This window comes from Tamaricihabitans halophyticus, assembly GCF_004340875.1.
GTDB lineage: Bacteria > Actinomycetota > Actinomycetes > Mycobacteriales > Pseudonocardiaceae > Tamaricihabitans > Tamaricihabitans halophyticus.
Genome location: NZ_SLXQ01000010.1, coordinates 1 through 26,233 on the forward strand (window position 1 = coordinate 1; position 26,233 = coordinate 26,233).

Below are 26,233 nucleotides of genomic sequence, written 5' to 3' on the forward strand. Positions count from 1 at the left end.
GATCCAGCCACACGTGATACGCCACCACCAACAACACAGCCAACGCCCGCAACCCCTGAACCTCCGGGCGATACTTCCGCGCCACCCCACCCGAGGACGGCTTGGTGGGGACAGCCACGGGCTCGGCCGCTCGGGACTGCGTCATCGCTGTTGGCCTCCGGTTCTCGGGATCTGCCAGGGGGTGGGTGCAACTGGCCGCTATGGATTACACCGTTCGGGTAGTCGGGCGGGTCGCGCGGGGGTGCAACGGACGCAAAACGGACCACCCCACCAGGCGAAAGTCCGGCTGTGTCGGGGTGCGTGGCTACGCTTCCGCCGTGCAACGCGAACACGAGTACGAGCTGGCCGTCGAATGGCAGGGCAACCGGGGGACGGGTACGAGCGGCTACCGCGATTTCGACCGCACGCACGAGGTACGCGCGGTCGGTAAGCCGGTGTTGTTGGGCTCCGCTGATCCCGCGTTCCGCGGCGACACCGACCGGTGGAACCCCGAGGAACTGCTGGTCGCCGCGCTGTCTCAGTGCCATATGTTGTGGTACCTGCACTTGGCGTCCAGCGCCGGGGTAGTGGTCACCAGCTACCTGGATCGCCCGACCGGCACCATGGTGATGGACGAGCGGGGCGGCGGCGGTGCCTTTCGTTCGGTGACGCTGCGTCCGGAGATCATGGTGACCGAACAGTCGATGGTGACCAAGGCCGAAGAGCTGCATGGCGACATCGGCCCGAAGTGCTTCATCGCGCGTTCGGTGAACTTCCCGGTGCACCACACGCCAGTGGTGCGGGTCGGGTAGCGCGAATGTATCGATGATGTAGACGGTCTCCCTAGGTTGCGATCTGTTCGAGAATCCGGGCACCTAGGGAGCAGCCGTCATGAACCGTATTTCCATCAAGCGGTCGTTAGCCGGGGTCGGTACGGCCGCGGCCGCGCTGGTCGTGCTGGGCACGGCCGCACCGACCGCGGCGCAGAGCGCCGAAACCGCGGAGATCAACTTCCGGACACCGTTCGAATGCAACCAGGAGTGGAACGCGAATACCCGCGCCAACCACAATCCGCAGAATTCGGTGGATTTCCAGCGCGCCGATGCCGACGGGCAGCCGGTGCTGGCGAGCGCGGACGGCACCGTGAGCAGGGTGGAGGACCTGGGTGGCGAAAGCTACGGGAAATTCATCGTGATCGAGCACGCCGATGGCTGGACCACCTGGTACGCGCATCTGAGCGCGCAGGACGTCCAGGAAGGTGACGCGGTGAAAACCGGCGACCCGATCGGAAAGGTCGGTAACACGGGCGGTTCGACCGGACCTCATCTGCACTACGAACAGCGGTCTGGCAGCAGCGTCGAGCGGGTGGTGCTGAACGGCGTGGCGATCAAGTACTACGGCGACACCCCGATCACCAGCAGCACCGGCTGCTGATCGGCGGGAAGCGGGCATCCCGGGGCAGGTGGGTTCACGCGCCCCGGGTACTACCCGCCTCGAGCGAGGCCCAGAGGGATCGTGCCCGCGTTCGGTAGCCGAGCGCGCGGTCCGGGCGGCCGAGTGCTTCGTGGAGCCGGCCGAGCAGTTCGGCTACCTCGGCCGCTCCCCTGCGGTCCGCCCGTCGCTGGTGCACCCGCAGCGCGTCAACCAGCAGCGGTTTTGCCCGCGCCAACTCGCCATCGTCCAGGAACACCGCGCCCAACTCCTGTCGGGCGTAGCTGACGCACTGCTCGTCGCCGAGCTCTTCGAAGATCGTGATCGCCTGCTGGAGGTGTTCGCGGGCGACCTGGAGCGCGCCGGTGAGCCTGCGTAGCCCGCCCAACCGGCTGTTCGCATGCGCTTCGCGGTGCTGGTCGCCGATCCGCGCACACAGCTGGCGCGCCGAGTCGAACCAGTCGGCCGCGGCGGGATAGGCCGAGCGTTCCAGCCACACCGAGCCGATGCCGAGCATGGCGACGGCCGAACCGGACAGATCGTCCATCGCCCGGAACCCGCTCAGCGCGGTCTCGCAGTGCGCGAGGGAACGCTCGTTATCGCCCTGGTGGCGTGCCACGGAGGCAAGGCCGGTACGGGCGACCGCGGCACCATGCTTCTGACCAAGCGATTCGAACAGGTCATGCGCGGCCTCGAAGGCGATCCGCGCCTGCGGGTACAGATCCTGATACAGGTAGAGCTGGCCCTGGTTGCGTCGGATCACCGCTTCGCCGTGGCTGGAACCTGCTTCGCGGGCGGCGCGCAGCGCGATCTCATGGCTGTCCCGCCAGACATCGCGTAGCCCGCGCAGGTCGAAGTACGGCGTGTAGGCGGCGGCGAGTCGCCAGGCCAGATCGGGAAGTCCGCCTTCGGCGGCAACCGAGACCAGCGCTACGACGTTGGCGATTTCGGCACCCAGCCAGTCCAGCGGCGCCGTGCACGGCTGTCGGGGCGCGCTCGGCGCGGCCGGCCGCCAGTGACCGTTCTTTGGCCCCGGGGTCAGGCCGAGAAACCGTGCCGGGATCCGGCTGGTCGCGTCGCCAATCAGAGCAAGGTAGCCCTCGAGCACTCTGCGTAGCGCGGCGAGCCGGTCGCCGATGTCGTCCGTATCGGCGCATTCGATGGCGTGGCAGCGCACCAGCTCCGGTAGGCGGTAGCGGGGCTGGCCGCAGGCATCCGTGCCGGCGAGTTCGACAAGGCTGGCATCCACCAGCGTGTCCAGCACGTGCTCGGCGCCAGCCAGATCGAGCAGGGCGGCGAGTACCCAGCTGGGAAACCGCAGCTGGCCGAGGGTGCTGAGGAGTCGGAAGCCACGTGCCGCCGTGGTGTCCAGCAACGCGTAGCTGAGTTCGACGGCTGCCCGGACCTCGAGATCGCCGATCCGTAACTCGTCGAGCCGATCCCGTTCGTCCCGCAGCCGCTCGGCGAGTAACGCGAGCGACCAGTCGGACCGGCCAGCGAGCTTCGCTCCGGCGATCCGAACCGCCAGCGGCAGCCCGCCACAGGCCCGCACGATCTCCTCGGCGCTTGGTTGCTCGGCCGCGATCCGGTCGTGGCCCGCGACCGCCGCCAGTAGCCGCAGCGCCTCCTGCTCGGGTAGCGCGGGCAGCTGCACGCTATACGCGCCGGCCAGGTCCGGCATCCGGTTCCGGCTGGTCACCAGTACCGCACTGCGGCTGGTGCCGGGTAGTAGTGGGGCAACCTGGGCCGCGCTGCTGGCGTCCTCGAGCAACAGGCACACGCGGGCGCTTGCCAAGCGGGAGCGTAGTAACGCCGCGCGTTCGGCCTGGCCGGCAGGCAGCGCCGATCCGGCTACGCCGAGTCCACGCAGCAGCTCGGCAAGTACATCGCTCGGCTGTCTCGGATGCGCCGCCGTACCACCCAGCTCGACGTGCAGTTGCCCATCTGGATACAGCCCACGCGCGGCATGCGCCAGATGTACGGCCAGTGCGGTTTTCCCGATACCTGGCGCACCGGTGAGCACGACGAGCGCCGGCTGATCGCGCAGCGCGCGGTCCCGCAGCAGTGCGGTGAGCTCGGCCACCGTGGTGTGCCTGCCGGTGAAATCCGGTACATCGAAGGGCAGCTGCCGCGCCGGTGGGATGCTCGGCGGCGCGCTGGTATGCGGCTGGAGCGCCTGGGTGTCGGCCGGGCCAGCCCGGTTGGCCAGGTCGGCGCGTAATCGCCGTAGTGGTGCCGAGGGTTCGGTGTCCAGTTCGGCGCGCAGCATCTGTTCGAGATCGGCATAGGCCTGCAGTGCCTCGGGAACCCGGTCCTGCTCGCGCAGTATGTTGATCAACTGATGCCAGAACGGCTCGTGCAACGGATGCTCGGTGAGCAGGCCACGTAGCTCGGCAAGTACCGAGGGGGCATCGGCATCCAGCTCCGCGCGCAGCGCCAGCCGGCGCTCCTGCGCCCACAACCATTGCTCACCAAGGCTGGCCACCACTCCGTCCCACGCCGGCGTGCCGGGTAGGCCGGCGAGCACCTGGCCACGCCACAGCGCGCAGGCGTTGTCCAGTGCGGCGAGCGCGGCCACCGTGTGTGCGCCGCGCAGCGCTTCACGCGCGGTATCGCAGGCAGCGCGGAACTGGCGCATATCCAGGTGCTCGTCCGCGAGTTCCAGCTGGTAGCCGGACGATTCACGGACGATCCGGGGCGCGCCGTCGACGGTCGGGGCGGGGGTAATCAGCCGGCGCAGCTGATGCACGTAGGTATGCACGTTCGCCGTCGCCGAGGCAGGCGGTCGATCCGGCCAGAGCACATCGATCAACGTGTCGGTGGATACCGTGCTGGACGGATGCAGGAGCAGCGTGGCCAGCAGTAGCCGAGGCTTCGGGCCGCCGAGCGGCAGCACGGCGCCGGCCCGCTCTACCTGGAGCGGACCAAGCACGCGAAACGTCGTGGCAGATGTCAACGGCGCACCACCGGTCCAGCAGGGTCGTGCCGGAATGGTATGCCGGAACTAGCCCAGGTTCACACCAGAATCGACAAATGTCGGTGAATATCTTTCGAAATCGTCGATTGCCTGTGCCGAATGGTGCACTCCAGGCCGAAAAGTGCCCATCACAACACGTACGAGAGGTAACCCACGATTCGTTTACCGAGCGTTTCATCGCCGCTGATCCGAACCTCGTCGAGGTGTTTCGCGGGATCCAGCCGGCCCGCGGCGAGCCGGATGAACAGGCCGGCTGGCAGCTCAAGAGTGGTGCTCGGCTGGCCGGGTAGCTGATCGACCACCTTCGCTCTACCGTCCACAACCACGTGCATCGTCCGCCGCGGCCCGCCGTGGACCTGGATCGTCACCGAATCGCCGTCTGGCACGCCGGCTCGTTTGCCGACGATGAAGCCGAGCGCGCGGGTGATCTCGTCGAGGACCTCTTCCGCGCTCGGGCCCGATTCACGACCAGGAATGCCCGCGGTGTCCCGAATGTCCTGTTCGTGGATCCAGCAATCGAAGTGCCGAAACTGCATGAACCTGCCATAGGTTCCCGGCCCCGCTGGAGTCCATGATGGACCATCAAAGTCCTCTTGCGACATGGCGCGTAGCGCGGCCACCCGTTGCGTGGTGACCTCACGGAACCGCTCGCGCATCGCGGCTGGCTGGTGATCACGAAACGACCGCACCCACCGCTCGTTCATCGCACCGATCTCATTGTGCACATGCGACAGTTCGGTGACGTCGGAATCGTCGTCCGGTGGAGAGTTTCCGAGCAGCGACAGCTCGGTGCCGAGCATATGCGCCACGATGTCCTGAATGGTCCAGCCGGGCAGGTTACTCGGCGCGGTCCACATGGCCGTGGGCAGCTCGCCAAGCAGTTCGTCCAATGCGGACCATTCGGCGGCGAGCAGATCGACGAGCGGCTCTTTGGTGATTGCGGGCGCGGGCATCGGCTGCTCCTAAGATGTATGCTGGAATTCGACGATCTGACCCCGATTCACGCTGTGCCAGTCGCGGCCGGCGAGGTAGGGGCGTAGCGCGGTTTCGATGGCCGCCTGGTCTACCGCGCTCTTTGGTCGCTGTAGCTCGAAGACGTTCGGGAACTGGGACATTCCGGTAACCACTCGCCACAGCTCGACGGCGCGCTGCCCGGTTGGTGGGTCGATCAGCACCGGGCCGAACAGGCACTGCGCGGAGCCGGAGTCGGTGCCGCGCAAGAACAGCGTGGGCACCCCGAAGCCGCCCGCGTCGATCACTCGCTGGTGGTCGGCATGCACGTCCTGATGGGTGCTTTCGTCCTCGATCGCGACCTCGAGTAGCGCGGGGTCGTGGCCGAGTTCGGCGAGCAGCGCCCTCGCCACTTCCGGGTCATGCGGTTTGCCGCCAGCCACGTGCAACGTGTGACCGATCTTCGCGTACCAATCATCGACGAGGGCGTTGTCCGTGCGCCGTAGCAACGCACCGATCCGCATCAGCGACCAGCCGTACGACCAGGGACGCTGCCAGGGGTGTTTCTTGCCCTCGGCGCGGTTGATCTCCTCGAGGCTGAAGAATCGCCAGCGTACGGCGAATCCGAGTACCTCCCGCACCTCCCGCAGCCACACGGAGGTGTGATAAGCGAAGGGGCACATCGGGTCGAAGTGGAAATCTACGGTGTGTACCGCGCTATCGCCCATGACCGACTCCTTGGTGTTCGGCGCCTTGCCTGCCGTCCAGGTGAAGATGCGCGTCGATCAGCTCGCGCAGCGCCGCCGGTACCTCGCTCGCGGGCGAGCCGGTGGCCTTGGCGAGCAGGATGGCGCCTTGTGCCTGCCCAAGGATCAGCTTGGCCAGCCGGTCCGGGTCGGTACGCAGCGCGCCCTCGGCGGCCGCACGATGGCAGGCTTCGGCGATGCGCCGCTCCCAGCGTTGAAAAGCCCCTGCCAGATGCTCGCGGATCTCGTCATCGGTGGTGGCGACCTCGGCCGCGAGGTTGCCAAAGGGGCAGCCGACGACCCTGCCGAACCGTTGCTCGAACCGGGCCTGGATCGCGCCGATCGCCTCGGCGGTAGCCCGCAGGCGTTGTACTGGATCGTCCGTGCGGTGCTCGCTCAGTCGCGCGTCCAGCGCCTCGATATGGAGGTCGATGACCGCTTTGACCAGATCTGCCTTCGAAGGGAAGTAGTGATAGAAGCTGCCCTTGCGCACGTCCGCCGCCGCGCAGAGTTCGGTGACGCCGACGATCTGGTAGCTGCGCGTCAGAAACAGCTTCGCGGCGGCGCGGACGATGCGCTCGCGTGCGTCCGACGGCCGGCCCATAGCCGCCGACGGTAGCGAGTAGTTGACCAGTCAGTCAAGAACTCGTCGGTGTCACCAGGCGCGCCCCACCGTGTAGGAGTCCGTCCAGATCTGCTGCAGCCGGACGTGGTCGCCCGGTTCGGGCGCGCCCCAGATCTTGCCGTTGCCGGCGAAGATGCCCACGTGGTAGACGCTGCCACCGTCGTGGAAGAACACCAGATCGCCAGGGCGCATCCGGTCCCTTGCCAGCTTCGAGGTGGCTTGCCGTTGATCGCTCGAGGTGCGCGGCAGGTTGATGCCGAGACGCTTGTGCACGTACTGGGTCAGGCCCGAGCAGTCGAACTTGTTCGGGCCCGCCGCGCCGTAGGAGTACGGCTTGCCACGTTGCGCGGCGGCGGTTTCCACGATCCGCTGATTGATCGGTTTGCTCGGCGGCGGTGGCTTGGTCGCGGTGATCTGGACGGTTTTCGAGGCGCCGGGGTCGTACAGCCGGTCGCCTCGGTAGTGCAGTCGCCATTCGGCGGTGGCGGTGATCTTCGCCGGAATCGAGGCGATGCCCTCGTCGTTGGTCTTCCCGGTGTTGGCGCTCTGCCACGCCTGGTCGGCGTTGGCGCGGTGTTCCAGGACGACTTCCTTGTCGGTGAGCGGGCGATCGCCGATACCGGTGAGCTTGCCGCTGAAGGTGACGCTCTTACCCGACGTGATCGACTCCGGCGTTGCGTTGATGGTTTGTTCGCTTGGCACGACGGCCGCGGCCGAGGGGGCGGTGCTGATCAACAACGCACCGGTGAGCGCGGACAACAGGACGGCGCCGGTACCGCGGCGTACCGCGCGGGACCTCGGCCGGGGGCTGGCGGAATCGGATAACGCAGAGGTGGACAACGGGTTCTCCGGTGAGCTCGGGGTCGGATTCCGCGTATCGACTAATCGGGGTTGCGCCGATACGCGGAATCGCTCAATCACGGAACAATAAACACATGGCCCACGGAAAGCGCTAGACGAAACTCTGAATTCATTCGGTCAGGGGTACTCACTGCCCGTAGTTTCCCTGCATATGGCCAGTTCAAAGAGCTCGATCAGGGTGGGTTCGCGTCCCGTGCCGCGACCGGCTGTGATTCGTGTTACCGCGCCTTGGTGATCAAGATCGCCATATCACGTGACTATTTCTTTCGCCTTGCGTGCGCATATTATTGACTGTTCTGTCAATCCTGCCTTGCGCGACTGGGTGCTACTCGGGGTGGTTCGTTTGGCTGTTTTGGATACACCGGTGGCCACGGTGCGTCCATCATTCCGGCCGCGAGGTCCCGTTCGGACATCTCGAGTAACGGTTCGAGCGATTGTCCTCGCTCGTTCGCGTCCGCCCAGGGATCACCGAGTGTCGCGACACGGTCGGGAACCGTTGCGATGGTCAGCTCGGCCGGTCGCACCGACTCCAGCTCCGCCCAGCTGATCGGGGTGGACACCACGGCGGCGGCCGTGGGACGGACGCACCAGGCGCCGAATACCGTCTTATGCGGGGCGTTCTGGTTGAAGTCCACGAAAACCCGGGAGCCGCGCTCTTCCTTCCACCACTGTGCGGTGATCAACTCGCCATGCCGGCGCTCCAGCTCGCGAGCCAGCGCCACCGCGGCCGCCCGGACCTGGTAGCCGTTCCACCGGGGGGCTAGCGCGACGTAGACATGCAGGCCTCGGGAACCGGAGGTCTTCAGTCGGGCTTCGATGCCCAGCTCGGTGAGCAGTTCCCTGGTGCGCAGCGCGGCGAGCACAACCTGCTCGAACCGGACACCAGGCGAGGGGTCCAGGTCGATGCGTAGCTCGTCAGTGATGTCCGGATTGTCCGCGCGGTAGGGCCAGACGTGGAAACCAATGCAGCCGAGGTTGACCGCCCAGATGAGATGGGCGAGATCGGCCGCGACCAGCGCATCGCTTGTGGTGCCGTTCGGTGTGGCCACCACGGTGGTGGTCAACCACTCGGGCGTCGACTTCGGCACGCGCTTCTGGAACCAGGACTTGCCACCCGCTCCGTTCGGATAGCGTTCGAGTAACAGTGGCCGACCGCGCAAGGTGGCCATGATCGGGTCGGCGACGGCCTGGTAGTACCGGACCAGATCGAGCTTGGTTTCCCCGCGTTCAGGGAAGAACACTTTGTCTGGACTGGACACCGTGACCTCGGTGCCGTCGATGTCGATGCTGACCGGTTCGCTCATACCCGTCCGTCCCTCCCGGTACCGCCTGTCCCAGATGGACGGCGCGGGTCACCGAGGGCAGGCCCGGATTCCTGCGCGGTTCGCGGTCGTCTCCCGAGTGGGATCCTACGCGGACGAGCGCGAGTTCGGCCAGATTCAGCCGGTCTCCACCGGCTCCGCGGCGGTGGCTCTGGCCGTACGGCGCTCGGCGAGCAGCGCGCGGATCGCGATCGTCAACGCGGTAGCCCAGCCAGCGAGGATTACCACGAGCACGGTGATCGTGGTGGCCGTGTCCACATTCCACGCGGAGAGCAGCGTGTTCGAGTTGGTGAGCACGATCAGGCCGCCCGCGGCGGCACCGAGGATGCGAGCCGGCATGATCCGCACCAGCCAGGCGGCGAACGGAGCCATGATCGCGCCACCGATCAGCAATCCGGCGATCGTCGTCCAGGACAGTTCCTGACCGCCGAGCGCGAACAGGAAGCCGATGCTCGCGGCCAGCGCGACGACGAACTCCGAGGTGTCCACCGAACCGATGACCTTGCGCGGTTCCAAGCGGCCGCTGGACAGCAGGGTGGTTGTGGCCACTGGTCCCCAGCCCCCGCCACCGGTGGCGTCCACGAAGCCGGCCACCAGGCCGAGCGGGCCAAGGAAGCGCATCCCTGGCCGCGGTTTGCGAAGTTTTTCCGCTACGTTCAGGAAGCTGAACCGGATAATCACATAAAGCCCGAGTACCAGAAGCAGTCCGGCCATCCAGGGTTCGGCGAACTCGGTGGACAGCGACGAAAGTACATAGGCGCCAAAAATGGCGCCGAGCGCGCCGGGCCCCGCGATGCGTACCACCACTCGCCAATCCACGTTCTGGAACTTCCAGTGCGCAATCCCGGAAACCAGGGTGGTGCCCACCTCCGCGAAATGTACGGAGGCCGAGGCGATCGCCGGGGTGGTGCCCGCGGCGAGTAGCAGCGTCGTGGACGTGACGCCGTAGGCCATGCCGAGCGTGCCGTCAACGAGTTGGGCGGCGGCGCCGACGAGCGCGTAGATCAACAGCAGCTGCATGGTTTCCTCAACGGGGATCGGACTGGGTGGGGACCGCTTCTGGGGTCGGATTCTCGGTATGCGCGGCTTTGCGCTGCCTGCGGAATACGGCGCCGAGACCAGTCGAGGTTAGGGTTCCTCGCGAATGGCCGGCAAGTTTTCATAAAGCCATGAAAATAACGGGTTCCGGTTTTCTCATATCCCGGAAGCGATTGACGACGGCATTCCGATGCGGCAAAGCTTGCGCACGGGAACCGGCATGTCGCCTGCTGCCGGTCAATCCGGCGGATGGTGGAGGATCGGTTACCATAGACAACTGGACAGAACGGACACCGAACCGGTTTCGCGGAATTTCTTCCGGAAAGAACCGAACGGCCCGGAAGTCGAACAGCTGAGCCGACCGAACCCTCGGCACTTCGAAATTATGAGGTTGACTCCCAATAATGCGCATATCGGAAAATGCCAGGGTGGGTAATCGTGCGGACAACGTGCGGGAATCGAATGCCGCGGCGGTGCTGGCGACCATCCGGAGCCGTGGCGCGCTTTCCCGTGCCGCGATTGCCAGGGCTACCGCGCTGAGCATGCCGACGGTGAGCCGGCAGGTCGCCGCGCTGATCGAGCGTGAGCTGTTACGCGAGCTGCCTGATCGTTCGCCGAATGGTGCGGTTGGCCGGCCCCGGGTGCCGGTGGACATCAACAACGAGGTGGTGGCCGCCTGTGGTGTGCACATCGGCGTGCGGACCACCACCTACGGGCTCGCCGATCTGCGCGGTGGGGTGCTCGATTCGCAGACCTTCGAGACGCCGGGCGGTGGCGCCGAAGACGCGCTGGCGCAGATCGCCGGCCGGGCGCGCGCCTTCCTGCGCCGCTGGCCACGTCGCAAGATCATCGGGATCGGCGTCGCCAGCGGTGGTGCGACCGACCCCACGCGGGGCACGCTCGCGCACGAGGGGCTCGGCTGGCGGGAGGTGCCTGCGCAGACGCTGCTTGAGCGGGCGACCGGCTTGCCGGTGCGGCTGGACGGTCACGTGCCCGCGATGGCAAGCGCCGAACTGCTTTTCGGGTCGAGTACCGGTTCGGGCAGCATGCTGTACTTCTATGCCAGGCAGATGGTCGGCGCGGCATTCGCCGTGCACGGTCGACTGCATCGGGGTCCGGGTAGGGCATCGACGATCGCGCATCTGCCCGTCGGCGGTGACGTCCGCTGTTCCTGCGGAAGTACCGGCTGTCTGGAAGCTAACGTCGCCGAGCTAGCCGTGCTGCGTAAGGCGATCCGCGCCGGGGTGCTCACCGAACCGAGTATCCGACTGCTCAGGGAGGCGGCCAGGGATGGCGACCAGGAAGCCGTCCGGATCCTGAGCGAGCGGGCGCGGACCCTTGGCAGGGCGGTGGCGCTGCTGCGGGATGCCATCGATCCGGATGTGGTGGTGCTCGGTGGACAGGCCATCACCGATGCGCCGGACTACCTGCCCGAGCTACTGGACAGCTTCGCCGCGCATACCGCGTTGCCGGGTACGGATCTGGTGCGGGTGACCGGATTCGGCCCCGACGTGCAGGCAATCGCGGCGTGTACCGGTTTGCTCACCCAGCTGTACGAGTTCCCGCTTTCCGTGGTGCCAAGGGTTTTCGAGTCGAACTGAGCGCGCGCCGGGCGGATTGTGGCGCGGCGCACATGGTGTGCCTGGGAATAGATGCGCGCCTGGCTTCGCTGCACTCGCCGGAGCGTTCGCGGCTCGATGTGGCGCGGCGGGCACGGCTCGACCGACCACGGCCAGGTACCAGCTTGGGGGTTTTATGGACAAGACGGCAGCGCGCGATCCGGGTGCCGTGACGGCGCCGGTCGGATCACCGGAGCTGGCCGAACCTAGTGGCGCGCGACGCATCCGGCTGATTCTGGTGCTCGGCGCGCTGGTCGCGCTTGGGCCGCTGACGATCGATATGTACCTGCCCGCGCTGCCCGCGATCCGCGACGATCTGCTCGCCTCCGACGCGGGGGTGCAGCTCACCCTGACCGGCACCCTGCTCGGCCTCGGGTTTGGCCAGCTGGTCATCGGTCCGTTCTCGGACGCGGTCGGCAGGCGAGTTCCGCTGATCGCGGGTACCGCGTTGCATATCGCGTCCTCGCTGTTGTGCCTGCTGGCGCCGAACATCGTGGTGCTCGGCGGTTTGCGGGTGCTCCAGGGCATTGGTACCGCGGCAACCGCGGTGGTGGCGCTCGCCGTAGTGCGCGATACGTTCAGCGGCCGGTCCGCGGCGACCGCGCTGTCCCGCCTGATGCTGGTGATGGGCGTTGCGCCAATTCTCGCGCCCACCGTTGGCGGCGCCGTCCTGCGGTATACCTCCTGGCGCGGCGTGTTCGGCGTACTGGCGGTGCTCGGCGTGGTGCTGCTTGTCGTCGGGTTTTTCGCGCTGAAGGAGACGCTGCCACCGGAGAAGCGGCGTTCCGGGGAGATCCGGCCGGTGCTGCGCACCTATCGGTCACTGATCACCGACTGGGAGTTCGTGGCGCTTGCGCTGACCGCCGCCATGGCGATGTCCGCGCTGTTCTCCTATGTCTCCGGGTCTTCTTTTGTCCTGCAGGAGCAGTTCGGTCTGGGGGAACAGCAGTTCGCGATCGTGTTCGGGCTCGGCGCGGTGTCGATCATCCTGGCTTCCCAGCTGAACGTAGTGCTGCTCAACCGGTATAGCCCCAAACAGATCGTCTTCACCGCACTGCTCGCGGCCACGGGCTTCGGTGCGGCGCTGGTCGTCGTCGCGGTGCTGGAGATCGGCGGGTTGGTCGGGTTCATGGTGCCGCTGTGGTTGATGCTCGGTGCGGTGGGTTTCGTCATGCCGAACGCTCCGGCGCTCGCGCTCTCCCGGCACGGCGAGGCGGCGGGGACTGCCGCGGGCATGCTGGGCACCGGTCAGTTCGGCTTGGGTGCGCTGTTCGCGCCGCTGATCGGGCTGTTCGGCAATGACGGGCCCGCGCTGGCGATCGCGATGACGGCTGGCGTGGTGATCGCGGTCTGCCTGCTCGGTTCCGTGGTGCGCGGTCAGCGACAGGCAGTGCTTGCCTGATCTCGACTTGTGGCGAACGATGTCGGTTCGCTCTACCGGGCTGTGACAACGATCATCGGATAGCGGACAGTCCGCCACCAACGTGGTTAGTTAGGCTAGGCAAATCTAACTACCGCGGAGGTGTCCGATGCGCCGTCGTGCCGGCACGATGTTGACGATCGCCGTGGCGGGAGCGCTTTTCGCGGCTTCGGCCTGTAGCACGGAGACGCCCGACGCGGGGTCCGGCCAGTCGGGCGCCGGCGATGCCGCTGCCTACCCGGTCACCATCGACACCGAGTTCGGTGCGGTGACGATCGAGGAGCCGCCGCAACGGGTGGTCGCGCTCGGCTGGAGCGATGCGGAGGTGGCCCTCGCGCTCGGCGTGCAGCCGGTTGGCGCGGCCGACTGGTTGGATATCGGTGGGGATGGCCTCGGCCCGTGGGTGGAGCAGAGCTACCAGGAGCCACCCGAGATGCTTGGCACTCTCGAGGTGAACAGGGAGAAGCTGGCCGAGCTCAATCCCGACCTCATTCTGGACACTCGGGCGAGCGGCGAGCAGGAGCGCTACGACCAGCTCAGCGAGCTCGGTGTGCCCGTCGTGGGTCCACCCGAGGACGCGAATGCCTATCTGACCAGTTGGCAGGATCAACTGGCGATGATCGGCAAGGCGCTCGGCAAGCAGGCCGAGGCAACCGAACTGCGCGAGGGACTGGAGGCCGAGTTCGCTACCGCGGCACGGCAGAATCCCGAGTTCCGGGACGCCAGCGTGGTGCTCGGGGTACGCAGCGCGAGCAGCTATGCCGCCTACGTTCGCGGCGGTGGCCGGGTCGAGTTCATGGAGGAACTCGGTTTCCGCAATTCGCCCGCGATCCAGCAGCTCGCCGGCGAGGACTTCTCGGTACCCGTTTCCGAGGAACGTCTCGATCTGCTGGACGCCGATCTCACGGTGATGTTCCTGATCGGCGTTGACGCCAAGGAAGTCACCCAGGATCCGCTCTACCAGGCAGTTCCTTCGGTCCAAGATGGACGATCGGTCGTGTTGTCGGAGGAAACGGTTTCCCAGGCCTTCTCCAGCGCCTCCGTCGCGGGCCTTTCCTACGCGCTGGACAAGACGGTGCCGATGTTCGCCGAAGCGCTCCGCGGCTGATCGGCCTCATGTCGACGGTCGAGGCCGCCACGCGGATTCCCGGCAGGCGCCGACCGGCGCTGGTGGCGAGCCTGTTCGGACTTGGCGCCCTGCTCGCGCTGGTCGTGCTCCTCAGCATCGTGGTGGGTACCAAAGGGCTACCGCTGGGAACCGTGCTGGACGCGCTGCTTCGCTTCGACCCGGCAAACCCGGACCATCTGATCGTCCGCCAACTCCGAGTGCCCAGAACCGTCGCCGGGCTGCTCGTCGGTGCCGCCCTCGGGTTGGCCGGCACGGTGATCCAGGGCGTTACCCGCAACCCGCTGGCCGATCCCGGCATCCTCGGGATCAACGCGGGCGCGGCACTGTGTGTCGTGCTCGGCATCAGCGTGTTCGGTATCGCCAGTCTTTCCGGCTACGTCTGGTTCGGCCTCGCCGGCGCGGCGATCGCCGCCGTCCTGGTGTACGCGGTCGGCTCGCTCGGCAGAGGCGGCGCCACCCCGTTGAAACTCGCCCTTGCCGGGGCCGCGCTGACCGCCGCACTCGGTTCGTTCACCAATGCCATCCTGCTCACCGATACGGTCGCGTTCGACCAGTTCCGGTTCTGGCAGGTCGGCGCGCTCACCGGCAGGGATGCCACGATCGTCGCGCAGGGACTGCCGTTCCTGCTTGCTGGCGTGGCGCTGGCACTCGGGCTTGGTCGGGTCCTCAATGGACTCTCGCTCGGTGCCGATGTGGCTCGCGCCTGGGGGCAGAACGTGGTCGCCAACCGGATCGTCAGCGCGGTCGCCGTGGTCGTGCTCTGTGGCGCGGCGACCGCGATGGCCGGTCCGATCGGTTTCCTCGGCCTGACGGTGCCGCATATCGCGAGGATGATCACCGGTCCGGACTACCGGTGGATCCTGCCGTACGCGATGGTGCTGGCCCCGATCTTGTTGCTGGTCGCCGATGTGCTCGGCCGGATCGTGGCCCGCCCCGCGGAAGTGCAGGCGGGCATTGTCACCGCGGTGATCGGCGCGCCGGTGTTCGTGGCACTGGTGCGGCGCAGGAAGTTGGCGACGCTGTGACCGGGCCGGCAGTCCAGGTGATCGCCAGGGCGCGCGGGCGGGAGACCGCGCGCGTGCGGGTGGTCTCCGCGGGGCTCGCGCTCGCCGTGCTCGGCGTGTTCACCGCGGGCATTGCCTACGGGGATTTCACCATCGGGGTGCCCGATCTGCTTGGCTCCCTGGTTGGGAGCGCGCCGGGGCCGGTGGAGTTCGTCGTACATCGATTGCGGTTACCGCGTGCCCTCACGGGCTTACTGGTGGGTTTCGCGTTCGGTCTTGCCGGCGCGATCTTTCAGCGGCTGCTGCGCAATCCGCTCGCCAGCCCGGACGTGATCGGGGTGACGTCGGGAGCGAGCGCGATCGCGATGCTGAGCATTCTGGTGCTCGGCGCAACGGGTGCGGTCGTCTCGTTCGCCGCGTTACTCGGTGCCGTGCTCGCCGCGAGCGTGATCTACCTGCTTTCCTGGCGCGGCGGGATCAGCGGGTACCGGCTGGTGCTGATCGGAATCGGCATCGGTGCCGCGCTGACCAGTATCGTGTCGTTCCTGCTGACCAGGGCGGGGATCAACGAGGCGGCCAGGGCACTGGTGTGGCTCACCGGCAGTCTCTACGGCAGTTCGTGGGAACGGATCGTGCCGTTGGTAGCTTTTCTCGTCGTGCTGGTGCCAGCCGCGTTCCTGGTGAGTCGCATGCTGCCCGGCCTGCAACTCGGTGATGACCAGGCGCGCGGGCTCGGTCTGCCGGTGGAGCGCGCCCGGCTGGGCTTGTTGCTGACCGGTGTCGCGCTGGCCGGGGTGGCCACGGCGAGCGCGGGCCCGGTCGCCTTCGTCGCCTTCGTGTCCGGACCGATCGCGGCCCGGCTGGTCGGCGGCGCGCGGGCGGCGCTGCTGCCTTCGGCCCTCGTCGGGGCGCTGGTGACGTTGACCGCGGATTTCGTTGCGCAGCACCTGTTCGGCGGTCAGCAGTTCCCGGTTGGGGTGGTGACCGGGGTGGTCGGCGCGCCCTACCTGCTGTGGCTACTCGCGATGACCAACCGCGCGGGGCGCGGTGGATGACGGAGGTGGAGATGGCGGAAAGCGCTGGCGTGCACACCGAGCGGCTGCGTCTCGGGTACGGCGATCGCGAGGTTGTCGCTGGGCTGTCGACCCGGATTCCAGCCGGCCAGATCACCGTGATCGTGGGCCCGAACGCCTGCGGTAAATCAACGTTCCTGCGCGGCGTTGCCCGGCTGCTGCGGCCAAGCTCGGGCGCGGCGTATCTGGACGGCAAGAGCATTCACGCGATGCCGAGCAAGGATGTCGCGAAGAAGCTCGGCATCCTGCCGCAATCGCCCTCGGCGCCGGACGGCATCACCGTGGTGGATCTGGTTGGTCGGGGCCGTTCGCCGCACCAGGGCTGGTTCGATCGATGGTCTGCTGTGGACGATGAAGCGGTGGCTTCGGCGATGACCGCAACCGGCACGCTGGACCTCGCCGATCGCCAGGTTGATGAGCTCTCAGGTGGGCAGCGGCAGCGGGTGTGGATCGCGATGGCACTCGCGCAGCGCACCGGCGTGCTGCTGCTGGACGAGCCGACCACCTTCCTGGATGTGACCCACCAGGTCGAGGTGCTCGATCTGCTCGTCGACCTCAATCGCACGCAGCGTTCCACGATCGTTCTCGTGCTGCACGATCTGAACCTGGCCTGCCGGTACGCGGACAACCTGATGGTGTTCTCCGCGGGGGAACTGGTCGCCGAAGGCGCACCCCGCGAGGTGGTTTCGGAGGACCTGGTGCGCGAGGTGTTCGCGCTGTCCTGCCGCGTCGTGCCCGATCCGGTCGCGGACACCCCGATGATCGTCCCGATCGGACGGCACGATCCGCAGCCGCAGCGCGGGCCAGACGCACACGACGTCTCGAGCGAGGAAGAGCTGCGCTCGGTGGTGCCCGAACCGGCGCCGGCGATCAGGAACAAGGCGGTGGCCGGGATCGACGAGCAGACCAAACGGTTTCTCCGCGAGGCCAGATTCTTTCTGCTCGCCACGGCGAACACCGACGGCAGCATGGATGTGTCACCACGAGGTGATGTGGCCGGCGGCCTGTGGTTCGCCGAGGACGGCCGCGCGCTCGCCTTCGCCGATCGGGCAGGGAACCGCCGGCTGGACAGTATGCGCAATATCCTGCGCCAGCCCCGGGTCGGCATGCTGTTCCTGGTACCCGGGGTCGGCCATACGGTGCGGGTGAACGGCCGAGCCCGGATCACCAGGGACCCCACCCTGCTCGAGCACCTGGCCACCAGCGAGCACCGCCCCGTACTGGCGACGGTGATCGATGTGGACGAGGTGTACGTGCACTGTGGACAGGCGTTCGCGCGCAGTGCGTTGTGGGAACCGGAAAGTTGGCCGGACCGGACCGGCCTACCCAACCCCGGCGAACTGTTCAAGGCCCAGGCCGCACTGCGCGATGGCCAGTCCTAGCCCATATGCGGGTAGGTGTGCTTGGTCGGCGCGTTGAAGGTTTCCTTGATCGCCCGGGGACTGGTCCACCGCTGGATGTTGAACAGCGAGCCAGCCTTGTCGTTGGTGCCCGAGGCGCGACTGCCACCGAACGGCTGCCGGCCAACGATCGAACCGGTTGGCTTGTCGTTCACGTAGAAGTTGCCCGCGGCGTGCCGCAGCTTCCGGTGCGCCTGCTCGACCGCCGCGCGGTCGGTGGCGAACACGGCACCGGTCAGCGCGTACGGGCTGGTCTCGTCCACCAGATCCAGGATCTCGGAGTACTTGGCGTCCTCGTACACATGCACCGCGATAATCGGTCCAAAGTACTCGGTGCTGAACACCTCGTCGGTGGGGTCGCTGCCGACCAGCACGGTGGGCTGCACGAAGTAGCCAACCGAGTCGTCATAGCCGCCGCCGGCCAGCACCTCGAGCGTGGGTTCGGCCGCCGCGCGGTCGAGAGCGGCCTTGTGCTTCGCGAAAGCACGGGAGTCGATCACCGCCCCGCCGAAATGCGTGAGGTCGGTGACATCGCCGTAGCTGATTGTCCGCGTCAGGTCGGCAAGTTCCTCGCGAAGCCCGGACTCCCAGATCGAGCGGGGCAGATAGGCGCGGCTGGCCGCGGAGCATTTCTGCCCCTGGTACTCGAAGGCGCCACGCACCAGCGCGGTCGCCAACGGGGCAGGGTCGGCAGAGGGATGCACGACGACGAAATCCTTGCCACCGGTTTCGCCGACAATGCGCGGGTAGGCGCGGTAGCGGTCCAGATTCTCCGCGATACTGCGCCAGAGCAGCTTGAAGGTCGCGGTCGAGCCGGTGAAGTGCAACCCGCCGAAACCGGGGTCGGCAAGGGCAACCTCGCTCACGGCCTTACCGTCGCCGGTGACCATGTTGATCACTCCCGGCGGCATCCCGGCCGCCTCCAGCAGACGCATCGTGAAGTGCGCGCTGAACTGCTGCGACGGGGTCGGCTTCCAGATGACCGTATTGCCCATCAGCGCCGGCGCGGTGGGCAGATTCCCGGCGATGGCGGTGAAGTTGAATGGAGTGATCGCGGTGACGAACCCGTCCAGCGGCCGGTACTCCATCCGGTTCCATTCGCCAGGAACCGAGTTCGGCTGCTCGGCCATGATCTGCCGCGCGTAGTGCACGTTGAACCGCAGGAAGTCGATCAGCTCGCAGGCCGCGTCGATCTCCGCCTGCTGGATGGATTTGGACTGGCCAAGCATGGTCGCCGCGTTGATCGTGTCCCGCCACGGACCGGCGAGCAGATCCGCCGCGCGCAGGATGACCGCCGCGCGCTCGTCGAATGACGTAGCCGCCCAGTCCGCGGCCGCGCCGGTTGCCGCCTTGACCGCCGCGGTGACATCCTCGGCCGTCGCATTGGCTGAGGTGCCAAGCACATGCGCGTGGTCGTGCGGCTGCACCACATCGAACCGCGCACCACTTGCCAGCCGCTGCTGCCCGTCGATCGTGGCGGTCAGCTCGATCCGATCGGATTCCAGTTCGGCAAGGCGCTTCTGCAGGCTGGCGCGTTCGGCCGAGTCTGGCGCGTAGCCGTGCACCGGCTCGTTCGCCGGGGCTGGCACGTTGGTAATGCCATCAAGCATGACAGGCTCTCCTTGGTGGTCTCGGAATTGGGATCAGCGACTGACCAGCGAGCGCAGGAAGAATCCGAGGTTCGCCGGGCGTTCCGCCAACCGCCGCATGAAATAGCCGTACCAGTCCGCGCCATAAGGTACGTAGACGCGTATCCGGTTGCCGGCGTCGGCGAGCGCACGCTGCTCAGCGACGCGGATCCCATACAGCATCTGGTATTCGAAACTGTCTGACGGCCGGTCGTATGTGCTGGCCAGCGTACCCGCGATAGCGAGCATGCGCGGATCATGCGTGGCGATCATCGGGTAGCCCGAACCGGCGAAGAGTGTATGCATGCAGTGCACATACGCTTGATCCACCGCATGCTTGTCCTGGTATGCGACCGAGGCCGGTTCGGCGTAGGCACCCTTGACCAACCGCACCCGGGAGCCAGCGCCGGCGAGATCGGCGCAGTCGCCAAGGGTTCGCTTCAGGCAGGACTGCAGCACCGCGCCAACCCAGGGGAATTCCGCGCGCAACTGGCTCACCGTAGCCAGCGTCGCGTCCACAGTGGTGTGATCTTCCATGTCCACGGTCACCGTGGTGCCTACCGCCGCGGCCGCCTGGCAGATCGCGACCGCGTGCTCCAGTGCGATGCGCTGCCCGTCCACTGGGAGAGCCTGGCCAAGCGCGGACAGTTTGAGCGAGACCTCGGCGCGGGCCGCGAGACCGGCATCGGCAAGGGTGGCCAGCAGCGTGCGGTAGGCGTCCCTGGTGGCGGCCGCGGCCGCCACATCGGTGGTGTCCTCGCCGAGGTGATCGAGGGTGACCGTGAGCCCGTCGTCCACAAGGGACCGCGTGGTGGTCAGCGCGTCGGCGGTGGCTTCACCGGCGACGAACCGATCGACCAGCTTCCGGGTGGCGGGAAAGGTCGTGACCAGCTGACGAATCCGTGGACTGCGCGCGGCTACCAGCAGCGAGGAACTCAAGAGCATGGCGGAACCTCCGGGGCACGGAACGCGGTATGGCCCCGACAGTAGGCCGACCAGATGGACCAGTCCCATAGACATGTGTAACGGAATTCCGCGCCTGTATCATACAAATGCACAAGCTATTGGCGGGAGGTGCGGTATGCGGCCGGAACTGCAGGACATCGTGGACGATGTCTCCCGGCTACTGTCGGCTCCCACCACGCTGGAGGACCGGGATTTCCACCTGGTCGCCTTCGGCTCGCAGGCCGCGGTGATCGATCGGGTTCGGCAGGAATCGATCCTGCAGCGGCGTTGCTCGCCCGAGGCGCAGGCCTGGTTCGAACAGTTCGGCATCGCGACCAGCGAGCAGCCGGTGCGCACCCCAGCCGACGACGCACTCGGCGTGCTGCCAAGGGTGTGCCTGCCGGCCCGCTGGCATGGGGTCACCTATGGCTACCTGTGGTTACTCGACGAGCACCGGCTGCTCGAGGACACCCTGCTGGTCGCGGCCATGCACCGGGCGGCTCGGGCCGGGGCGGTGATGGCCCAGCAGGCGCGCGCCCGCGAGGATCTACAGGACACCGTGCAGGATCTGCTCGCCACGGACACCACCACGGTGGAAGCCGCCGCGGATCGGATCGCCGAGCTTGGCGCGCTTGGTCGCCATGTCGAGCTCAGCGCGGTGGTGTTACGGCTGGCCGGGCCGCGGCCGCGCACCGTACCGATGAATCTCTGGCGGTTACCGCGTTCGGTGGTCGCGGCTCCCGCCGATGACCACACCACGCTGCTTGTGCCGGGGGAGTCGACCGCGGCCGTGCGGATAGCCGAGCAGGCATGGCGGTTGCACGCGGACCGGCTGACCGACGAGGAGCGCGCCGGACTCGTCGCGGGGGTGGGCGCCCCCGTCGCCGATCTCGCCGCGGTACGGGCCAGTTGGCGACAGGCCAGCCTCGCGGTGCGCGCCGCGCATGCGGTGTCCGCCGTACGTCCGGTCGCGGTGTGGTCCGAACTCGGGGTTTACCGGTTGCTCGGCTGTGAACCCCGGCAGCGACTCGCCGAAGCGGTGCTGGACGCGCCGGTGCGGCGACTGCTGCGAGCTGAGCCAGAGCTGGTGCGCACCGCGAGCAGCTATCTGGACAACGCCGGGCATGTGCAGCGCACCGCGGCGGCGCTCGGTATCCACCGGCAGACGCTGTACTACCGGCTGCAGAAGATCGAACGGCTCACCGGGTTCGATCTGGCTGATGGCCAACACCGGCTGCGTCTGCATCTCGGCCTGACCATGGCGCCGGTACTCCCCGATGGAGTCAAGGCAGATGGAGTCAAGGCCGATGGGGTCAGGAGCTGATGGGCGCGCTCAGGAACTGAGCCGAGCGAGCCGGCCGTGGACCTCCCGCAGGGCGTGATAGCTGGACCGGTAGAGCTCATACAGCTGGTCGTAGCGCGTTCGCACGGTGCGGTCCGGCTGGTAGTCCGCGTCGTACTGGGTCAGCTCGGCCGCGCGCGCCCAGGGATCGGTGCCGGTATCCGCGCTCGCGGCCAGCACCGCGGCGCCAAGGACGGCCGTATCGGTGTTCCGGGTGCGCCGTGCGGGCCGACCGGTGATGTCCGCGATGATCTGGCACCACAGTGGATCGCGCGAGCCACCGCCGGAGATCACCAGCCGCTCGGCCCTTGCTCCTGCCGCGGCTTCGACCGCGTCGAGCAGTTCCCGCACCGAGTAACCCACGCCTTCCAGTACCGCCCTGCTGAGCTCGGCGAATCCGGTGCTCGCGTGCATCCCGGTGAACCAGGCGCGTACCTCGGTGTCCCACAGTGGCGCGCGTTCCCCGAGTAGATGCGGGGCGAAGATCACCCCGCCGGCGCCTGGCTCGGCGGTGCCCGCGGCACCGAGCACGCCGGCGACCTCGTGCCCGGTCGCCGTTGCCCACCACCGCAACGAATCCCCGCCGGACTGGGTGGGTGCGGCGTGCACCTGCCGGCCCCGATACGGCGCGAAGGTCACCACATCGGCACCGTCGGTTCCACCGATACCAACGGTGGCAACCACCGCGGTGGTGCCGAGGATCACCAGTGTGTCACCGGCTTGCCGGAGTCCGCTGCCGAGCACATCGCAGTAGGCATCCATTGTCCCGGTGGCTACCGGCGTTCCCGCCCGGACCCCGTGCCAATCCCGTCGTAGCCGGCCAACCGGATGATCGGGCTCGTACAGCGAAGGTAGGCGCTCGGCAAGCCCTGGCGCCTCGGCGATACCCGGCAGGTAGCCAGCTCCATTGGCGATCTTGAACGAGGCGAGCGGGTCACTCGCGAACTCGCCGGTCAGCCAACCGTTGATGAAGTCCTTCGGGAGCAGCAGCCACCGGGCACGGCGCCAGGCGGCCGGTTCGTGTTCGGCGAGCCAGAGCGCACGGGGGACCGGATTGGACGCATCGATCGGTTGACTGCTTGCCCAGCCCTTGGCGCGGCCGTGCGGGCCGAGCCGGGCATTCAGCGACTCGACGACAGCCGAGGTGCGCACGTCCTGCCACAGCAGTGCGGGCGCAGTCGGTTCACCAGCCTCGTCGACGAGCACATGGGTGTCCACCTGCCCGGTGACGCCGATACCGCGAACCGAGCCGAGGTCGGTATGGCGCGCCAGCTCGGCGACGCATTCCTCGGCGGCGTTGCGCCAGTCCCGCGCGTCTTGCTCGGCGCGGTCTGCTGCCGGTCGGCTGATCGCGTAGTCCACCGAGGCACCGCGTATCGGGGTGCCGTCCGGAGCGAAGGCGACCGCCTTGGTCGCCGTGCTGCCGATGTCGATGCCGAGGTATCCGGCCACGGCCGGCTCGGTGTGCGCTGACGGAGAAGTCACAACGGATATTGTGGGCCATGACGTGCACAGGCGAAGGGTGGTCGCGATGCGCAGCATCAGGTTGGAGTTTCCCGGCTCGCACGGTGCCGCTTTGGCGGCCCGGCTGGAACTGCCGGAACGCCGGCCGCGCGCTTTCGCGCTGTTCGCGCACTGTTTTACCTGCGGCAAGGACCTCGTCGCGGCCGCGCGGATCGCTCGCGCCCTGACCGCGCACGGAATCGCGGTACTGCGGTTCGACTTCACTGGGCTCGGCGAGTCAGGTGGTGATTTCGGTCATACCGATTTCTCCTCGAATATCGAGGACGTGGTCCTCGCCGCGGACTACCTGCGCGCGCACTACGACGCGCCGAGTATCCTGATTGGACATTCGCTCGGCGGTGCCGCTGTGCTCGCCGCGGCGCACTGGATTCCGGAAACGCGTGCGGTGGCGACCATCGCCGCGCCAGCAGATCCGGCGAACGTGCTTGGCCAGTTCGCCGACGACCTCGCGGAGATCGAGCAGACCGGCAGCGCCATGGTGACCCTGGCCGGGCGACAGTTCCCCGTTCGCCGGGAGTTCCTTGCCGATGTCACCGCGCAACACCAGGAGGAGCGGATTCGCGGGCTCGGCGCGGCACTACTGATCATGCATTCGCCAACCGATGACACCGTCGATGTCGAGCAGGCTCGCCGGATATACGACACCGCGCGGCATCCGAAGTCGTTCATCGCGCTGGACGGCGCGGATCATCTGCTTCGCGACCCCGCGGATGCCGCCTTCGTCGCCGATACGGTAGCGGTCTGGGCCGAGCGGTACCTGCCCGAACCGGAAAGCGCCGCCGAGCCGGCGGAAGGCTACGTGGTGGTCTCGGAAAACGGCGAGGGGGCATACGGCCAGTCGATTTCGGCCGGTACGCACGAGTTCCCCGCGGACGAACCGCGACCGATCGGTTTGGACACTGGCCCTTCGCCCTACGATCTGCTGCTTGCCGCGCTCGGTGCGTGCACCTCGATGACGTTGCGGATGTATGCCGAGCGCAAGAAGTTGCCGCTGGAGCAGGTGACCGTGGCGTTGCGGCACGAGAAGGTGCATGCCAAGGATTGCGCGGAATGCGAGTCCACGGAGGGCAAGGTGGATCGCATCGATCGAACCGTGCGGTTGGTTGGCGAGCTCACCGACCAGCAGCGTGCCCGGCTGCTGGAGATCGCGGACAGCTGCCCGGTGCACCGGACGCTGCGTTCCGAGACGGTGATCCATACCGTGGCCGAGGACGCCTAGCACGCGCCGCGGGCGCCGCTATTTCAGCGGGCCCGCGGCAACCTGCTCACCAGGGGTGATCGGCTACCTCGCCGGTCTCCCTGTTCCAGGTGATGTAACCGCCCTCGAAGTTGCTGCGCTTACCGGTCGGGGTATCCAGCTCGTCGGTGGTCGGGTAGCCGAGGTACGAGCCGGTCGCCCCGTTGACCGCCCAATGCGAACGGATGCGTCCCTTGATCCCGTTTGCCCCCGTTTCCTGTGACCAGTAGATCGACGCGCCCTGACCGTCATCACCAACGAAGTCACTGAACGTTCCCCGTCCGTCCGGTGTGGACTCCGTATTGGAGATCGGGTATCCATAGGTACCCGCCTCCCATTGCGCATCCTCCCAGTGCTTCCGAACGGGGCCGTACAACAGTTTCGCGCCGTACTCCGGGTGCCAGTAGATCGACGTGGTACCGCTGCTTTTCGTCCCGACGAAATGGTTGTACCTGCCGACGCCGTCGGCCGTCGGGCATTCGTCGGTAATGGGTGCGCCGAATGCCTTGTGCCCGCCCTGGTCGAGGTAGGTGCCCATGATCTGGCCGCGTATCTCGTGCACGCCGGTCTCCGCCGACCAGTACAACCGACCGTTCTGGTAGACCTTGTAGGAGATCGGGCCGTCCACGATCTCCTCCGAGATCGCCGGGCCGAGCAGTTCCCGCAGATCGGGTTCGGCGTTGTAGCGCTCATCGATTGGCGATGCGGCGGAATTCTCCGCGCTGGCCGGCTGGTAGTCACAGATTTGCCTGGCTGGAGCCGCGCTGGACTCGGCGGGGGTTGAGCCGGCCGGTCCGGCGAACAGCGTGAGCGCAAGCAGTGCGGAACCCGTTACCGGCAAGGACATTCTCGCGTATCGGCGTAGTTCGGTCATCGAATTTCCCCTTATTCCTGATGTCTGTGGACGAACACCTGAACGACGCGAGCCGATCGCCGAGGGTTGCCCTGATTCTCTCGTTTCTGTTGGATTTCTCGGTTCCCGCAGGTCATCACGAGCAACGCTCAATAGTCCACAGTGGATCTATTAAGCAGAGCGGGGCGAATCGTGGGACCTGCACCGGCCGTGCCGTTGGCTGGCGTCGTGGACCTTGCCTGTCCCGCGTTCGGTTGATAGACACGCATCAGTGGTGTGCGATCAGGTGGGAGGCGCCGGTGGACCGCGACGATCAGGACGCCCGGTTGGCGGAGATGGCCCCGGATGTCGACTTGACCAGACCGAACTCGGCCCGGATGTACGACTACTACCTTGGCGGATTCGCCAACTTCGCGGTTGACCGGGATGCCGCCGAAGCTGGTCTGGCCGCGATGCCCTACGCCAGGGATTACGCGCTGGCGAACCGGGCCTTCCTCGGCCGCGCCGTCCGGCACCTGCTCGATGCCGGCGTACGCCAGTTCCTTGACCTTGGCTCCGGTATCCCGACCGCGGGCAATGTGCACGAGATCGCGCAGGCACTCGAGCCGGAAGCCACGGTTGCCTACGTGGATCACGAGGCCGTCGCGGTAGCGCACGCCCGGTCGCTGCTCGCTGGCAATCCGCGAGTGTCCATCACGCAGGCCGATATCCGGCGCCCGGACGAGGTGCTGACGGCGCCAGGCGTGGCCGAGCTGATCGACTTCCGGAAACCCGTGGCGATCCTAGCCGTAGCGATCCTGCCCTTCGTGCCTGATCAAGCCGAAGCGGTCGCGTTGGTCCGGGCCTATCGGGAGGCCTGCGTGCCGGGGAGTTACTTCGCCGTTTCGCATATCTCCCAGCTCATGGCCTCTGATGCGCAGGTGGCGGCCGCCGAGGACGTCATGGCCCGAACCCCAACCCCGGTGCGCTGGCGGGACCGTACGCGGATTGCCGAGCTGCTGGACGGCTACGCTCTGGTGCCGCCCGGCCTGGTGCCAAGCCCGGAATGGAATCCGGAGTTCCCGCCCAGTGACGAGGAGATCGGCCGGGCCAATGCTTACGTCGCCGTAGGCCGCTGCTGACTGGGAGT

22 protein-coding genes are annotated in these 26,233 nt (G+C 67.2%); 11 read left to right on the forward strand and 11 right to left on the reverse strand.

Going from position 1 to position 26,233, the window contains the following annotated elements:
- Positions 1-317 precede the first annotated feature (317 nt).
- Entirely contained in the window at positions 318-791 is a 474-nt protein-coding gene (locus EV191_RS20330; RefSeq protein ID WP_243659088.1) for an OsmC family protein, read from the forward strand.
- Between the two features lie 79 nt (positions 792-870).
- Positions 871-1,413: a M23 family metallopeptidase gene (locus EV191_RS20335; RefSeq protein WP_132878734.1), complete on the forward strand. Its 543-nt coding sequence runs from the start codon at positions 871-873 to the stop codon at positions 1,411-1,413.
- Positions 1,414-1,447: 34 nt separating this feature from the next.
- On the opposite strand, the gene EV191_RS20340 is transcribed toward EV191_RS20335, so the two are convergent.
- The 7 genes from EV191_RS20340 to EV191_RS20370 form a co-directional block, all read right to left on the reverse strand.
- A complete protein-coding gene (locus EV191_RS20340) occupies positions 1,448-4,366 on the reverse strand; it encodes an AfsR/SARP family transcriptional regulator (protein ID WP_132878735.1) in 2,919 nt (972 codons plus the stop codon).
- A gap of 149 nt (positions 4,367-4,515) precedes the next feature.
- Entirely contained in the window at positions 4,516-5,340 is an 825-nt protein-coding gene (locus tag EV191_RS20345) for a maleylpyruvate isomerase family mycothiol-dependent enzyme (protein WP_132878736.1), read from the reverse strand.
- Positions 5,341-5,349: 9 nt separating this feature from the next.
- Complete coding sequence (locus tag EV191_RS20350) at positions 5,350-6,066, reverse strand: mycothiol-dependent nitroreductase Rv2466c family protein (RefSeq protein ID WP_132878737.1); 717 nt, start codon at positions 6,064-6,066, stop codon at positions 5,350-5,352.
- Entirely contained in the window at positions 6,056-6,688 is a 633-nt protein-coding gene (locus tag EV191_RS20355) for a TetR/AcrR family transcriptional regulator (RefSeq protein ID WP_132878738.1), read from the reverse strand. The genes EV191_RS20350 and EV191_RS20355 overlap by 11 nt, the downstream gene beginning before the upstream one ends.
- A gap of 51 nt (positions 6,689-6,739) precedes the next feature.
- Positions 6,740-7,549 carry an NlpC/P60 family protein gene (locus tag EV191_RS30905; RefSeq protein ID WP_341539630.1) on the reverse strand — a complete coding sequence of 270 codons (810 nt, stop codon included), beginning with the start codon at positions 7,547-7,549 and terminating at the stop codon, positions 6,740-6,742.
- Between the two features lie 320 nt (positions 7,550-7,869).
- A complete protein-coding gene (gene ligD, locus EV191_RS20365; protein WP_132878739.1) occupies positions 7,870-8,874 on the reverse strand; it encodes a non-homologous end-joining DNA ligase in 1,005 nt (334 codons plus the stop codon).
- A gap of 135 nt (positions 8,875-9,009) precedes the next feature.
- On the reverse strand, positions 9,010-9,912 hold the full coding sequence (locus EV191_RS20370; RefSeq protein ID WP_132878740.1) for a sulfite exporter TauE/SafE family protein: 903 nt from the start codon (positions 9,910-9,912) through the stop codon (positions 9,010-9,012).
- Positions 9,913-10,334: 422 nt separating this feature from the next.
- Between EV191_RS20370 and EV191_RS20375 the strand changes: the two genes are divergently transcribed.
- From EV191_RS20375 to EV191_RS30910, 6 genes are all read left to right on the forward strand, one after another.
- Positions 10,335-11,531, forward strand: coding sequence for an ROK family transcriptional regulator (locus EV191_RS20375; RefSeq protein ID WP_132878741.1), 1,197 nt, complete (start codon positions 10,335-10,337; stop codon positions 11,529-11,531).
- Positions 11,532-11,685: 154 nt separating this feature from the next.
- Positions 11,686-12,951, forward strand: coding sequence for a multidrug effflux MFS transporter (locus EV191_RS20380; RefSeq protein ID WP_132878742.1), 1,266 nt, complete (start codon positions 11,686-11,688; stop codon positions 12,949-12,951).
- A gap of 127 nt (positions 12,952-13,078) precedes the next feature.
- Positions 13,079-14,077 (forward strand): iron-siderophore ABC transporter substrate-binding protein, encoded by a 999-nt coding sequence (locus tag EV191_RS20385; RefSeq protein ID WP_132878743.1) that lies wholly within the window; start codon positions 13,079-13,081, stop codon positions 14,075-14,077.
- Positions 14,078-14,085: 8 nt separating this feature from the next.
- Positions 14,086-15,123, forward strand: coding sequence for a FecCD family ABC transporter permease (locus tag EV191_RS30375; protein ID WP_132878744.1), 1,038 nt, complete (start codon positions 14,086-14,088; stop codon positions 15,121-15,123).
- Positions 15,120-16,157: a FecCD family ABC transporter permease gene (locus EV191_RS20395; protein WP_132878745.1), complete on the forward strand. Its 1,038-nt coding sequence runs from the start codon at positions 15,120-15,122 to the stop codon at positions 16,155-16,157. Before EV191_RS30375 ends, EV191_RS20395 begins: the two co-directional genes overlap by 4 nt.
- Positions 16,154-17,557 carry an MSMEG_1061 family FMN-dependent PPOX-type flavoprotein gene (locus tag EV191_RS30910; RefSeq protein ID WP_341539631.1) on the forward strand — a complete coding sequence of 468 codons (1,404 nt, stop codon included), beginning with the start codon at positions 16,154-16,156 and terminating at the stop codon, positions 17,555-17,557. The genes EV191_RS20395 and EV191_RS30910 overlap by 4 nt, the downstream gene beginning before the upstream one ends.
- Here the strand turns inward: EV191_RS30910 and pruA are convergent.
- Positions 17,554-19,185 (reverse strand): L-glutamate gamma-semialdehyde dehydrogenase, encoded by a 1,632-nt coding sequence (gene pruA / locus EV191_RS20405; protein ID WP_132878746.1) that lies wholly within the window; start codon positions 19,183-19,185, stop codon positions 17,554-17,556. The two genes, EV191_RS30910 and pruA, sit on opposite strands and share 4 nt — an antisense overlap.
- Before the next feature lie 33 nt (positions 19,186-19,218).
- Entirely contained in the window at positions 19,219-20,148 is a 930-nt protein-coding gene (locus EV191_RS20410) for a proline dehydrogenase family protein (protein ID WP_132878747.1), read from the reverse strand.
- A gap of 136 nt (positions 20,149-20,284) precedes the next feature.
- On the opposite strand from EV191_RS20410, the gene EV191_RS20415 reads away from it, so the two are divergent.
- Entirely contained in the window at positions 20,285-21,472 is a 1,188-nt protein-coding gene (locus EV191_RS20415) for a PucR family transcriptional regulator (RefSeq protein ID WP_165913030.1), read from the forward strand.
- Positions 21,473-21,481: 9 nt separating this feature from the next.
- Here EV191_RS20415 and EV191_RS20420 read toward each other — a convergent pair whose 3' ends face one another.
- Complete coding sequence (locus EV191_RS20420) at positions 21,482-22,975, reverse strand: xylulokinase (RefSeq protein ID WP_165913031.1); 1,494 nt, start codon at positions 22,973-22,975, stop codon at positions 21,482-21,484.
- A 46-nt stretch (positions 22,976-23,021) separates the two neighbouring features.
- Between EV191_RS20420 and EV191_RS20425 the strand changes: the two genes are divergently transcribed.
- Positions 23,022-24,233: a bifunctional alpha/beta hydrolase/OsmC family protein gene (locus tag EV191_RS20425; protein WP_132878750.1), complete on the forward strand. Its 1,212-nt coding sequence runs from the start codon at positions 23,022-23,024 to the stop codon at positions 24,231-24,233.
- Positions 24,234-24,279: 46 nt separating this feature from the next.
- Here the strand turns inward: EV191_RS20425 and EV191_RS20430 are convergent, their stop codons facing one another.
- Positions 24,280-25,125, reverse strand: coding sequence for an LGFP repeat-containing protein (locus EV191_RS20430; protein ID WP_243659089.1), 846 nt, complete (start codon positions 25,123-25,125; stop codon positions 24,280-24,282).
- A gap of 278 nt (positions 25,126-25,403) precedes the next feature.
- On the opposite strand from EV191_RS20430, the gene EV191_RS20435 reads away from it, so the two are divergent.
- Entirely contained in the window at positions 25,404-26,225 is an 822-nt protein-coding gene (locus tag EV191_RS20435; protein ID WP_243659090.1) for an SAM-dependent methyltransferase, read from the forward strand.
- The last annotated feature ends 8 nt before the right edge of the window (positions 26,226-26,233 follow it).